Source organism: Protofrankia sp. Cj3 (genome assembly GCF_917627355.1).
Lineage (GTDB): Bacteria > Actinomycetota > Actinomycetes > Frankiales > Frankiaceae > Protofrankia.
In genome coordinates this window covers 5,855-18,510 of record NZ_CAKJTR010000101.1, presented here as the reverse complement: position 1 = coordinate 18,510, position 12,656 = coordinate 5,855, and the positions used below count along the sequence as shown (strand labels likewise).

Sequence of the window (12,656 nt, the reverse complement as noted above, 5' to 3'; positions counted from 1 at the left end):
TGGACCGGGAATGGGACGGGCTGGCCCGCCACCGCGACGTCCCCGACATAGATCTTGATAGCAATGCGGCGGAACGAGCGCTGCGGACCCCGGTCGTCGGCCGGAAGAACTACTACGGCGCGCACGCGACATGGTCCGCGGAGCTGGCCGCCCGGGTGTGGACCATTACCGGCACCGCTGAGCGCAACGGCCGCGAACCCCTGGCCTACCTCGCCGGCTACCTCCAGGCCTGCGCCGCCGCCGGGAGCCGGGCACCCGCCGGTGAGACACTCGAACGGTTCTTCGTCTGGCTGCACACCCCCGGAAGCCACAATCACGATCTCAACGAAGAGATTCCGCCTGGCCCGGCGCCGTAACCCCACCCGAACAGCTCCTGAGCCGTTCCAGACACCTGGCCTTCACCCACGGGCCGGGGCCTCGGCATGCTCTTCCCCGGCATCACCGAATACTTACCACCGAGCGGGAGGAGAAAGCCTCGATCGCCTGCGCGTCGAACTCGCCGTTCTCCGAATGGGGTAACACCTTCATCGACCCGCGGCTGGCCGCGGCCGTGGTCGACCAGCTCACCTACCGGGCGCACATCATCCAGACCGGAACTGATTCATACCGGCTTCGCACTACCCGCGCCCTGAGGAACGCGGAAGCAGCGCCGGGGAGATAACCCGGTCCCTGCGGTCACCATCGGTGACCGCAGGGGTCTCACGGTCCGTGTCCGAGGATCGAGTCGAGTGGGGCCGAATCAGACCAACACGGCGGAGCCCAATCGGCTTGACATTCCCACTCCCTCCCGTCAATGCGATCATGCGCCGATTGCTGGCATTGCGTCTCGGGGCCCCACGGGGTCACCGAATATTTTATCCCCCAATTAACCCGAATGGCCGTTGGCGGATGATTTGTCTCAGAAAGACAGCATCCCACATCGACTGCCGCCGTTCTCCGTTCAAGTGTCCGGCGTGTTGCCTACCAGCTACCCGAGCCGGCGCATCTGATGATTCATAATAACCGTGTGCCGTACCGCCGTTCGTGGCGGCTTTCTACCGGAGAAATGAAAGGAGTCGCTGCCGGGTGAAAACAGCCTCGGAGCATCGAGCCCATATTGACTCCAGTGCGGATCATCGTCCTGCATTGCAGCGGTTCGTCGCCTGCTCCGGGTGCGTGACCGCCGTTGAGCGTCCTGGTGTCCACAGCCAGATATCCCTCATTGTACGAAGCTGGCCCTTTCTTGTCGTCGTGGCAGCGTTCGGACCATATCTCACCGTCGGAGTCAGGACGGAGCAGGTGATGGTCTACGGCTCTCTGCTGTTGGCCATCCCGTTTCTCGTGTCAAAATTGAAGCTTGATGATCCACATGCATGTGTCGCGATCCTGTGGGTTTCTCTTCTTCTTCTGGTTATTGTTAATGCGAACCGAGTACCAGTGCCCGGCAAGTTTTTCCCAGGTAACCTGCTGTCCGGCGTCGACAGCTACCTCTACCCGCTGGCGGTGCTACTTCTGGTTGCATGCTGGCTGGCGGTGGGACATAAGCGACTTAGGTTACTGAATGTAGTCAGTCAGGTTTTTGTAGTTATGGTATCCCTCAACGGGATCATAGCTTTTGCCGGTCTTTTCAGTGATCCAACCAATCAGTTGCAGAGGTTCTGGGGATATTCTCCGGCCACTCTTGAGACGACGGTTGCTGTACGTGCCCTCGACAACGGTCGACTGACGGGAATCTTTGCTCAACCAGCTGAGGCCGGGGTCGCCTACTCCCTCGCGCTCCTTGCAGCCGTTTATCTTTTCGGCCGACACGGCCAAGACCGTCCGGTTCTTCTCGGACTTGCAGTGACACCTGTTCTCGTCGGTGGAGTCCTGAGTGTTTCGAAGATTTTTTTGCTGGTCGGTCTGCCACTAGCAGTGTGGCAGGCAATGGGACAAGGGCAGCGAACACGGCGACTACTGGTCCTCGGCTGCATCGCCGGGTTGGTTAAGATTTTTTCTTCCCAGTTCGATATCCCGCAGTGGCGAGGCTCCTGGATGCTGGCGTCGCTCTTCGGCGGTACCGGTAGTACGAGCGTGGAAAGTAAATATACAGCGGGACGACTGAGCTCTAACGGTTCTTTCAGTGTAGCATTCCAATATGTCTCGGAAACTCATCCATGGTTTGGCTACGGGGCCAGCGGTCTTGCCATTCCGTACGACAGTTCATGGATTGAGATAATGGTGGTCGGTGGATTCATCGGTGTGGCAATTTTTTCCTTCATACTGGTTATACTGATTTACAATTGGCTTAAAGGGAGGCCTGCGCGGCGGACTCCGGAGCGGTCGTTCGCCACTGCGGTCCTACTTCTGAGCATGGCAGCAACAATGGGTATCCCTGCATTTACGGCGAACCGGGTCGCACTGTTTATCTGGATTTTTCTAACGCTTCTTATACTGGTTGACGAGCAATCAGAACTTGGCCTCAAAGGGTCAGTGCACCATGCGTGAATCACGTCACATATGATATACCGTGGATTCCACTGACCAAGGAGACCAAAGTGCGCGGCGAAGCGCCTACCACAGCGGACCGCGAAGAGATTTCCCATGGGATCACCGAGGGTTTATCGGGACCCGCCATGGTGAGACGATTGGGCAAGAACCGGTCCATGGTCTATCGGGAGATACATCGTTGTGGTGGCCGTGGAAAATATCGAGCGGTGGACGCGCAGCAGCGCACCGAGGAACAGACGCGTCGACCGAAACCGCGCAAGCTCGCCGTATTTCGTCGGTTACATGACGCTGTCGCGGACGGCCTGGTGCAGAAATGATCGCCACAGCAGATTTCGGCGAGAATGACGATCGACTATCCGGACGAGCCGGAGATGCGCGTGTCCAGCGAAACGATCCACAGGCGCTCTATCTGCAGGCCCGTGGCGAACTGAAGACCCAACTGAAGATCATTCTTTGGTTCGGACGGGTGCGAAGGCATCCATCCGAGTCTACTACCAGCACACAAGGCAGCATAACGGACATGGCCAATATCAGTGAACGGCCTCCCGAGGTGGCCGACCGGGCCATCCCTGGACACTGGGAGGGAGACTTGATCATCGGTAAGGACGGCAAGAGCCAGATCATCACCCTTGTCGAACGGACCAGCCGTTTCCTCCCCCTTGCCCGCGTTCCCTATGATCGTTGCACTGATCGAGTGGCCCTCATTCTGTCGATGAAGGTTATGGCGCGATACTTTCATCGCGAGCAGTTCGAGGACCTCGGTCGAGGGTTCTTCGAGGAGGCTCGTACCTCAGTCCTGGGACAGGAGTCGGACGTCATCCCACTGCCACGGCAGCTGCGCCGCCACGTCTCGGGCTGGTTGAGCAACGAACGCAGGGTGGCCGCCGCGGCAAAGCGGGGCACTTTCCTGTTCACGATTGCAAGGAATCCGCTGCGTCGTTGAAGCGACCTCGGGGGGATGCCGTCCGTTACCGCTTGTCCCTTTAATGTCGATGGCGACTCTGCGATCAACGATCGGAGGTTGCCAAGTGAAGGTTGATGTCGAATGATCCGTGTGGCGATCGATGCGTCGTCAGCAGCAACCGGTGGTGGAATTTCGTACCTACGCCACATTCTGCCACGCCTTGCCCGGCACGACATGCTCGAAGTCGGCCCGATTCTGGCTCGTGTCGAGCGGTCGCAGGTCGCGGCCGTGATTCCGCCCGAACTACAGGTCGTACCCGCGTCCGGGCGCCTTGCAGCGCGCTCGCGCACATGGCACGAGGTAGTAAAAAACGAGCGTATCGATGTAGTCTTCGCACCGACAGAGATATCATTCTGTCGCTATGACATACCGCTCGTGCTTGCGTTTCGTAATTCAGCAATTTTTGACGAATCCCTGCACCGCGACTACCGTCGTCACGAGCGGGTCCGGTTCCGGATCCAACAGGCGCTCACAAAGCTCTCGGCACGGCATGCATCTTCCCACATTGCTGTCAGTGCGTATGCCCGCGATGCGGCGACATCTTTGCTCGGTATTGAACCTGAACGGATTCACATAGTTCGCCACGGCGGCCCAATTGAAAATGATTGCTACCGGCCGAGGTCACCACGGCCGGTGCGACGGCTTCTCGTCGTTTCTTCGCTCTATCGATGGAAGAATGTTGATCGGCTCCTGAGATGTCTGCGTCAGGTGCGCGGCGAATGGTCGCTCGACATCGTCGGGGACATGCCCGAAAAACGTTATGGGCAGGAAGTAAACCGACTGATCGATAGCATGAGAAGTCGGGTGACATTTCATGGTTACCTGACCGGCCAAAGTCTGGAAGAGATGTACCAACGGGCCGACTGCTTGATCTGGCCGTCGTATGGAGAGACCTTTGGCCACCCCCTCCTGGAGGCTCATGCGCACGGTCTTCCACTCCTCGTGGCACGGGCCTGCAGCAACGAAGAAATAGCTGGGTCTTCGCCGGCATACTACTTCGACCCATTTGACGAACTTGAAATTATCACCGTGCTCCAAAAATCGATCGGCACCATACTACCGTGCGGACCGCTACCCAGGAAGTACGACTGGGATGCCTGCGCCACGCATACAGGCGACATTCTCACCAAGGCAGCCCAGGGCTGACTATATTAGAGCTGAACCAGTGGTCGGTATATCGCTACTTGTTGGGTATTTTTCCGACCGTATATTCGGGTCAACCATGTTGCGATTAATAGCGTTGTCCCCGTGAAGATCGAGTCTCGAGCGATCTCGATGGCGCTCATCACGACGGAGGGGGCGATGTCGATTACCACCGACACTGTGATGATGCGTAGTGCAAGCCGTCCTGCTGTTGGTGCTTCTCCCAGAGTCCGGTAGATTCGATCGAGGCCGATCACATAGAGGCCGATCGCCAGTACTGTTCCGGTGACGCCAAAATTGACAATGCCGTCCCCGAAGCTAGTGATCAGTGATGACGTTCTGATGTTTGTGGAAATTCCGAAGTACGCCTGGGAGATTCGGGCGCCGTAGTCGACTGATGGTTTGTTCGGGTTCAGCACCCTAGGTACGGCTGCACCAAACTGGTCGCGCAGGTTCACGGCCTCGCGTGCGCTAGAATCATCACGCAACTCGATCGCTCTCGCAAGATACTCACGGTAGTCGATACGTGCGGTGACGACATCGACGAGGTTACTGAGCTCGACGGAGGGCGGACCGCCGCCGCTGCGGGGTCCTGCTTGAGCTGTGATATCCGTTCGGATGGCCGAACCAGCCAGAAAGAGCCCGATGCCACCGGCTGAAAGCGCGAGAATAACGGCGGCCTGCTTCGCGCGTCTGCGTCGGCTGGAACCGGTGACCCTGGCAAGAACGATTGCGCAGAGTAGCAGCGGTCCGGCGCTTCGGAAGCCGGTGAAGGCGAGAGTCACCGCATGGAGCACCACAAGGAGCGCCGCGGCGATGCCCGTGGCGGACCGACCTCGCCCGGTGGCATGGGCCGCGAGCACCACACCACCAGCGATAGCAGCGCCGGTCTGGCCGAAAAGGCCCAGGTACCCGCCCCCGCTTGTGCGCCCGGCGAGCTGCGCGGCCACTCCGGTCGCACCACTGGTGATCAGTATCAGATGAACAGCAAGGGCTCCCGCGGAAATTGCAAGGGCAGGGACGAACGAGGGATTCCCGTGCGGGACCACCCGTGTTCGTCTTGGCGGCCATGCACAGGACAATGTCCCGGCGAACACCGCAACAGCGATCCAAAGTGCCGCGTAGGTGTCGACAGGACCGACGGTGACAGTCACATTGCCCCAAGGCAGGCGGGCGGCAACCAGAAGTTCGATCGCAATCAACAGGACGTACACGACAACCAGCGCGGACAGTGCACGCCGCACGGCCAGCGCGCCCAGCCCCGCGATTGCCACGAGAACCATCGCATTGACGTCCAGCTCGGCGAGCAATGCCACGCAGGCGAGGCACAGTCCGGAAATCCAGATTGGTCCGTCCTGCGTTGTGCGAACATTGCTGGTGGCCACATTTCCCACGGTGAAACTCATTCCCACAATACCCATTGTTTCCGGCGATGGTCGCCTGGCAAGTGGCTGCTCATGCGGGCGTGGATGTTGTCGGCTTACGCCGCAGGGCGGTTGCCTGGGCTGTCGCAGCCGCCGCGGCCAGGACATGGAACGTGGAGTCCAGGCCGCAGGCTGCTCTCTGGTCGCCGCCCCGGCCCCCGATCCGCCGGCGGAACTCGCCGACGGCGGCCATATGGCCCTTGTCCTGGCGCCCGTGCCAGACGCTGCGCCCGGCGACGGTCAGATCGCGGAAATCGTCGAGGACGAGATGCAGATCGCCCGCGAGAGCTTCCACGCGTTCCTTGCCGATTCCGGGCGGGCGGGCCGAGGAGTACACGATGACCGAGGTCGACCCGTCAACGTGCCCGAGAACGACCGTCACGTCATCGACGGCCGGAGCGCCATGGGCTCCGGCGGCGTGCGTCCGTATCGATATGATCTTTGAGGGATTGAGGAACATGCAGGTGTCGACGAAGTGGCACACCTCCCCGAGCAGGCGCCCACCCTGGCGGCGGTCGGCGTACCAGTGCTTGTCGCTGACCGGCCCGGCCGCGACCCGGTAGACCAGCGTGAGGGGAGACGTCCGGCGCTCAAGGTGCTCTCGGGCGAGTGTGGCAGCGGGCGACCAGCGACGGTTGAAACCAACGAAGAGGACCCGGTCATTACGACGTGCGGCGGCATCGACCTTCTCCAGCTCCTCGAAGGACAGCGCGAGCGGCTTCTCGCACCAGACATGGCAACCCGCGTCGAGCGCCGTCACGACCAAATCGGCATGGGAGTCGTGCGGGGTTGCGATGACGACCACGCCGACATCGGGATCGGTGATGACGGCCTCCGCGCTGCCCGCGACTTTGGTGAACCCCGCGCGTTCGCCGAACCGCCTGGCTGTCAGGCCGCTGGCGGAGCTCACCGCTATGAACCGGTCGAAGCCGGCAGCACGGAAGGCCGGGAGCAGCACAGCGGACGAGAAGGCTCCGGCGCCGATCCAGCCCACTGCGTGGCGACCGCCAGAGGCGGCCGGTCTGTCCGTGTCCACGGCACGGCGCTGCCCTGGCAGGCCCGGCAGCTTTGGTATCCCAGGTAGCTCCAGCAGGCGCGGCCGATGCGCCGCGCTCGTCCGCGGCGTGGGAAGGACGATGGTTTCCCTGAGGGTTCGGGCGGTGTCATAGTCGAAGCGGATAGCCAGGTACGGCTCGCTCCTGCTCTCGATCAGGGTGTAGGCGGCGGTCGCGTCGTCGATCGCGAAACTGTGCGTGACGAGATCCTTGACTGTCAGCCGGCCGGTGGCGAGCAGATCAAGGACAGCCTCCAGATTGCGGCCTTCGGTCCAGCGGACCTGCCCGGCTGGGTAGTCGACTCCCCAGTCCTCGTACGCGCGCTCGTAGCGTCCAGGCCCGTACGAGCGCGCGAAGCGTACCGACAGTTCCCGGTCGTAGAAGGGGGTGCGGTCCAGATCGAGGCCGACGTCGCCGACGACCACGACCGTGGCGCGGTCCCGGCAGCGAGTCGGCACCCGGGCCATCAGTTCCGAGGTTTGTGTGGCGGCGCAGACCAGCACAGCGTCGGCGCCCCGGCCGCGGGTCCACCGCAGCACCTCAGCGGTTGTCGCCTCGCCCTGTTCCCGCAGCGTGTGGACGCCGGCCCGCGCGGCGGCGGCCAGCGGTAGATCAGCGATGTCGACACCGGCCACGTCGCATCCGCTCGCGAGCGCGATCCGGGCGGCGAGCTGACCGACCAGCCCGAGGCCCGCGACCACCACTTTTGCGCCCGGTCCGACATCGGCGAGGCGCAATCCGTGCAGGGCGATCGAAGCGACTGTGGCGAACGCGGCGTCGGTGGCCTCGACCCCGTCCGGAACAGGTACGCAGAGCAGACCGGGCACCGCCTGCACCTCGGCATGGCTGGCCCAGCCGGCCCCGCCGGTTGCGACAAGCCGGCCCGGGGAGATTCCACTGACCATCTCTCCGATTTCCACCACGGTGCCCGCAGCGCTGTAGCCGAGCGGTACGTCTCCGCCGAGCCGTGCCTGAACTGCCCGGACGGCTGTGGAAATCCCGTCGGTCCGGGCCCGTGCCGCCACCTGGCGGACCAGGTCGGGACGGGCCCGAGCCTTCGCCACCAGCCCTGACTGGGCAAGTGCCGTCACCGCTCGTTCGGTGCCGGGGGAGACGATGCTCGCCATGGTCCGGACAAGGACCTCGGTGGGCCCGATCCTGGGGGCGGGAACGTCGAGGACCTCGACCGCGCCACCCCGGACGGCCTGCACTACCTGCTTCATGTTTGTCTCGCCTTCTCCATATGCAGGCCGCGCGCGTTCCTGCCGGTTTTCCCGGTCGTCTGCCGGACGGCAGCGAGGTCCGTACGGATCTCGATCGGCAGCTGCGTGTCGATGACATAGACGACGGTGAGTGCCGGCACCGTGTGCTGCCACCCGACGGCCCGCCGAGCCGGGCGGAGGTCCCAGCGCCCTGACGATCGTGGTGCGGCGGTGGCACCCGCATCGGTGACCCGGGTGTGCAGGATGATCTCCTGCCCGGCCGCGGTGCGGATCCGCACGGTGCGCGCGGGGTCCTCCACGGTGGCGCCGGTGTCGGGCGCGAGCGGGAAGTGGACCTCCACCTGGTGGCGTCCAGCGCCGGTCACCCGATCGTCGATGCGCACCCGATCGGCGCTGACGCGGAAGCGGCGTTGGTGTGTCGGGTGTCCAGGCAGGTTCCGGTAGCCGTCGTGGGACGCGGTGAGGGCGGCCTCGCCGCCGTCCACCGCCATCTGGATGATGGTCGGACGGGCCCGGCGACCGGCGCGGAACGCACCCCAGACCTCGGTCGAGTCGATCCCGTCGATGACGACCGTCGCGTGCGCCGCGGTGGAGCGCTCGGCGGCGCGGACAGGCCCCGGCTCATAGGTCGAGGTCGCGGTGTCGACGATCAGCGGGGCGCCGTCCCACCAGAGCAGGAACGCGAGCGTGTCGGCATGGGCGTGCGCGGGCAGCGTGTCCGGGCACGCGGGCCCGACGTCGGCGAGCAGATGCCAGCGTCCCGCACGCAGGGCCGCGAGACCGGTCTCGGCGAGCAGCCGGAGCCCTGTCGGGCTCCGGCCGGACGTCCGCCTCGTGGGCGCGACTCCACCGGACAGCAGGTCGGCGACGGCGCCGGCGGGGACCGGGTAACCGTCGTTGAGCAGGGGCACGCTGCCGTCCGGCCCGACGACCACGCGCAGCCACTGTCGCATGCGGATGACCGCGTCGGTCAACTCGTCGGGTACCGCCGCCGCGGTGGCCACCAGCAGGCCGACCACGTCGTCGAGATCGGCGAGTACCTGGCAGTGGTAGGCGGGAGCCCGTTCGAAGTGACCGCCGTCGGTCAGCACCTGGTGACGGACCTCGGCACGCAGCATGTCGACCCACGGGTGGTACCTGCCGGTCTCCGCGGTGTCTCCGATGGTGACCGCCAGGCCGATCAGGGCCTTGAGATTCTTGATGAGATGGTTGCCGCCGACGTCGGTTTCCAGGTGGAGCCGCAGGAAGGCCTCGTGCCGGCCGAGGTCCGCGCGCATCGTCGGCATGACCGCGCTGTTGCGGGCCAGCGGTTCGAACAGCGCGCACAGCGTCCATGCGCGCAGCGACGCGACGTAGGGCGCCCAAGCGGTGCCACGGGGAGCCGCGGTGGCGGTCCGCCAGGACGTGTAGAGCCGGGCGAACACCGACCGGGCCTGATCACGGTCGGGATGGGCCGTCAGTGACCAGGCCCAGTCCCAGTAGTGCAGGTGGTAGCGCCACAGCAGCGGCGCGTCGGCCTGCACCCAGTCGGCCGCGCGTGGGTTCTCGCCGGGCCGGTACAACCGGCGGGTGTGGCCGAGCAGGGTCAGCGATCCGTCCAGGATCTCGGTCGGGTCCGGTCCGGTGCCGGCATGGCGCCCGTCGAACGGCACGAATGAGCGCGGCCAGTTGGCTGAGCACGGCCAGCTGTCACCAGCCGGCGCGGCCAGGCCGAGTATCCGTTCGGCGGTCCGGGGTATCCGGGAGGCGAATGCTCGCTGGGTGCGCAGGCGCGCGCGGGCGAGGATCTGCCCCGGCTGAAGGTAGGCGACGGTGCGGAGATATCGGCCCGCTTGCGTGCCCGCGGAGCTGGTGACAGCACCGGGATCGAGCTCTGGCAGATGACGAAGAACCGTCATGCCAGTAGCTCCGCTTCGGCTCGGATGCCCTGCTGGAATGGCCGTGGGTCGAAGTCGAGGTCGGCGGCCGCGTCGTCGATGGGGAACGCCTTGTCCTCGGCGAGTCGGGCGATCTGCTCAGCACGCAGCTTCGGTCTGGCAGCCAGCCGTTCGTAACCGCTCACGACTGCGAGAGTGGCTCTCAACGGAAGCGCAACGGTGAGGATCTGGCGACCGACCGCTGCTCCAGCCTCCTTGACGATCGTGCGGAAGGTAAGCGCTTCGGGCCCGGCAATGGTGTACGTCCGACCGATGGTCGTGTCCCGCCGGGCCGCCTCCAACACGGCGGAGGTGAGATCGTCGACGTGGACGGGCTGCTGAAGACGGTTGCCGCCGCCGGGCAGTGGCAGCACCTTTGACCTGCGCAGGGCGGCGAGCAAGCGGGCCATGTTGCGGTCGTCCGGCCCTCCGTAGATCATCGTGGGCCGCAGGATGGTCCAGTCGAGCCCGCTGCCGGTAATCGTTGATTCGGCCTGCGTGCGAACTCGTTTCGTCGAGGCCGGGAGCGTTGTGAAGATCGCCGTTGTCGAAATGAAGATCGCACGGTTCAGTCCGGCGTCTTCGGCCGCTGACACGATCATGTCCGCGTGCCCGAACCCGAGCGAGGCAAGGTTGATCAGTATGTTGCCCTTCGACGCCCGGAAGGCGGCGTCCACCGAGGCCGGGTCGTCAAGGTCGCCGGGAACGGCTTCGGCGCCGGCCTCTTCGAGGGCGCGAATCGCTGCGGCGCTGCGGGCGAACCCGACCACATGATGACCTTCGCCGATCGCGCGGGCGACGACTCGGCGCCCCAGGAAGCCGGTTCCACCAGTCACCAACATCCTCATGTCAGCTCCCGCTGCCCGGTATCGGTTGTCTGGACGATTGCGGACGGCGGGGAGACGGCGGTCGCCCTGACCGTGATCGGCTCAGCGACATTCGCCGTCCGCTGCTTCGGCACGGCGGCCGAGCGGCCCGTCACCTCCTCGAGGAGGGTGCGATAGCGGCGCGCAAGCACCGCGCGGTCGAAATGATCCGTGACGTACGCACGCCCCGCCACGCCCATCGCCTTGCGCCGGTGCGGATCGCCGGCCAGGCTCCGGATCGCGTCGGCGAGCGCGGTGGGGTCTTCCGGCGGAACGACAACACCGCCCGCCGCGGCGAGAATACGGGCGGCCTCACCGGCGAGTGCGCCGATGACTGGGCGTCCGGCGGCCAGCAGCTCGAACATCTTCGACGGGATGAACGTGGTGAACAGGGGCACGTCCCGCAGCGGGACAAGGCAGATGTCGGCCGCGGCGACGATTCCCGCAACCTCGTCGCGGCGTACCGCAGCATGCATGGTGACGTTGGTGAGACCACGTTCGGCCACCCGGTCGGCGACTCGCTGCCGGTCGGCTCCCTCGCCGACGAAGGCGATGTGTACGGGTTCTCCAACGAGTTCGGCGGCCGCGTCCACGACCGAGGGCAGGCCTTGGGAGATCCCATGGGCGCCGATGTAGACCACGAGGGTGTCTCCGGATCGGGCACCCAGGGCCGCCGACGGCGGATCGGACGGGCTGAACCGGCGCAGATCGGCCCCGTTGTGAATGGTGTGGACCTTCCTGGCTGGGATGCCGCGCCCGATGATGTCATCCCGGAAACCGTCGGTCACGGTGACGACGGCGTCCGCGGCCCGGTAGGCGGCGAGCTCCAGGCGTTCGAGCACGGCGATGACACGGCGGTTACGCAGCACCCCGAGCTGCACGAAGATTGCCGGCCACAGGTCGCGGACCTCGACCACCAGGCGGGCCCGCCGCAGGCGCGCCAGCAGCCATGCCGAACCGAGCGGGAAGAAGGTCGGCGACGACACGACGATGACGTCGGCCCCACCGGCCGCATTCCCGCCGAGCAGCACGCTGGTCACCATGAACGACAGGTGACCGAGAGTCCGCCGCACGATGCCCTTGTTCGGCGTTGCGTACACCCACGTCCGTACCACACGGTAACCGTCGCGGTGTTCGACTCGTCGCCACGCACCGCGGTACTCCGGCGGGATGATTCCGGTGGGGTGGTTGGGCATCCCGGTCAGGACTGTCACGTCGACGCCGTCCGCGGCCCATTCCCGGGCGGTCTCGGCGAGCCGGGCCTGCGGGGCGCCGACCTCGGGTGGGAAGTAGTGGGTGATCAGAAGCACCCGGAGTCGTTGTGTAGTCGCCTTTGCGGTCATCGGGCTACCTCGACTGTGAGTACGTGATGGAGGCGGACTTCACGGATCTCCCTTGAGCGAGGAACGGCTTGGAGCGACCGGCAATAGGGGACGCGGCGCCGCGGGGCTGGGGCACGCAGCTCGCGTCATCGCTCCCCGTCCATCACTGCGTGATGCACGGGTACCCCGGCTCGTCGGTCGCCACCCACCACCTCCGGTGGCTCCCTCCGCCGCCTCGCGATGCACGCACCCCAGTTCCGCTCCTTGATCCACA

The 12,656-nt window shown here is 64.9% G+C and carries 11 protein-coding genes; 6 read left to right on the top strand and 5 right to left on the bottom strand.

The genetic code is table 11. The annotated features are described in order from the left end of the window. The 6 genes from MJ783_RS14615 to MJ783_RS14590 all read left to right on the top strand — a co-directional run. A partial coding sequence (locus MJ783_RS14615) for a transposase (protein ID WP_239310989.1) occupies positions 1-356 on the top strand: 356 nt, incomplete at its 5' end. Then, positions 287-661, top strand: coding sequence for an ATP-binding protein (locus MJ783_RS23705; RefSeq protein WP_370651632.1), 375 nt, complete (start codon positions 287-289; stop codon positions 659-661). The genes MJ783_RS14615 and MJ783_RS23705, both read left to right, overlap by 70 nt. A gap of 617 nt (positions 662-1,278) precedes the next feature. Continuing rightward, positions 1,279-2,466 (top strand): O-antigen ligase, encoded by a 1,188-nt coding sequence (locus MJ783_RS14605; protein WP_239310988.1) that lies wholly within the window; start codon positions 1,279-1,281, stop codon positions 2,464-2,466. 50 nt (positions 2,467-2,516) lie between these two features. Next, positions 2,517-2,786, top strand: coding sequence for a helix-turn-helix domain-containing protein (locus MJ783_RS14600; protein ID WP_239310987.1), 270 nt, complete (start codon positions 2,517-2,519; stop codon positions 2,784-2,786). Further along, positions 2,783-3,412, top strand: a complete 630-nt coding sequence (locus MJ783_RS14595) for a hypothetical protein (protein WP_239310986.1) — start codon at positions 2,783-2,785, stop codon at positions 3,410-3,412. Before MJ783_RS14600 ends, MJ783_RS14595 begins: the two co-directional genes overlap by 4 nt. Before the next feature lie 102 nt (positions 3,413-3,514). Next, the gene (locus tag MJ783_RS14590; RefSeq protein ID WP_239310985.1) at positions 3,515-4,579 is read left to right on the top strand and encodes a glycosyltransferase; all 1,065 of its coding nucleotides are present in this window, start codon (positions 3,515-3,517) and stop codon (positions 4,577-4,579) included. Positions 4,580-4,584: 5 nt separating this feature from the next. On the opposite strand, the gene MJ783_RS14585 is transcribed toward MJ783_RS14590, so the two are convergent. From MJ783_RS14585 to MJ783_RS14565, 5 genes are read right to left on the bottom strand one after another with little or no spacing between them, the layout of a single operon-like run. Further along, positions 4,585-5,997 carry a hypothetical protein gene (locus MJ783_RS14585; protein ID WP_239310984.1) on the bottom strand — a complete coding sequence of 471 codons (1,413 nt, stop codon included), beginning with the start codon at positions 5,995-5,997 and terminating at the stop codon, positions 4,585-4,587. A 34-nt stretch (positions 5,998-6,031) separates the two neighbouring features. Further along, positions 6,032-8,278: a bi-domain-containing oxidoreductase gene (locus MJ783_RS14580; protein WP_239310983.1), complete on the bottom strand. Its 2,247-nt coding sequence runs from the start codon at positions 8,276-8,278 to the stop codon at positions 6,032-6,034. Then, a complete protein-coding gene (locus MJ783_RS14575; RefSeq protein WP_239310982.1) occupies positions 8,275-10,176 on the bottom strand; it encodes a heparinase II/III family protein in 1,902 nt (633 codons plus the stop codon). The genes MJ783_RS14580 and MJ783_RS14575 overlap by 4 nt, the downstream gene beginning before the upstream one ends. Next, positions 10,173-11,042 carry an SDR family oxidoreductase gene (locus MJ783_RS14570; protein ID WP_239310981.1) on the bottom strand — a complete coding sequence of 290 codons (870 nt, stop codon included), beginning with the start codon at positions 11,040-11,042 and terminating at the stop codon, positions 10,173-10,175. Before MJ783_RS14570 ends, MJ783_RS14575 begins: the two co-directional genes overlap by 4 nt. After that, positions 11,039-12,403: a glycosyltransferase family 4 protein gene (locus MJ783_RS14565; protein WP_239310980.1), complete on the bottom strand. Its 1,365-nt coding sequence runs from the start codon at positions 12,401-12,403 to the stop codon at positions 11,039-11,041. Before MJ783_RS14565 ends, MJ783_RS14570 begins: the two co-directional genes overlap by 4 nt. Positions 12,404-12,656: the final 253 nt, after the last annotated feature.

What these genes read in the sequence shown, in the direction of transcription:
- MJ783_RS14565 (WP_239310980.1), bottom strand. Translation starts at nt 12,403, where the DNA reads ATGACCGCAAAGGCGACTACACAACGACTCCGGGTGCTTCTGATCACC.
- MJ783_RS14570 (WP_239310981.1), bottom strand. Translation starts at nt 11,042, where the DNA reads ATGAGGATGTTGGTGACTGGTGGAACCGGCTTCCTGGGGCGCCGAGTC.
- MJ783_RS14575 (WP_239310982.1), bottom strand. Translation starts at nt 10,176, where the DNA reads ATGACGGTTCTTCGTCATCTGCCAGAGCTCGATCCCGGTGCTGTCACC.
- MJ783_RS14590 (WP_239310985.1), top strand. Translation starts at nt 3,515, where the DNA reads ATGATCCGTGTGGCGATCGATGCGTCGTCAGCAGCAACCGGTGGTGGA.
- MJ783_RS14585 (WP_239310984.1), bottom strand. Translation starts at nt 5,997, where the DNA reads ATGGGTATTGTGGGAATGAGTTTCACCGTGGGAAATGTGGCCACCAGC.
- MJ783_RS14595 (WP_239310986.1), top strand. Translation starts at nt 2,783, where the DNA reads ATGATCGCCACAGCAGATTTCGGCGAGAATGACGATCGACTATCCGGA.
- MJ783_RS14580 (WP_239310983.1), bottom strand. Translation starts at nt 8,278, where the DNA reads ATGAAGCAGGTAGTGCAGGCCGTCCGGGGTGGCGCGGTCGAGGTCCTC.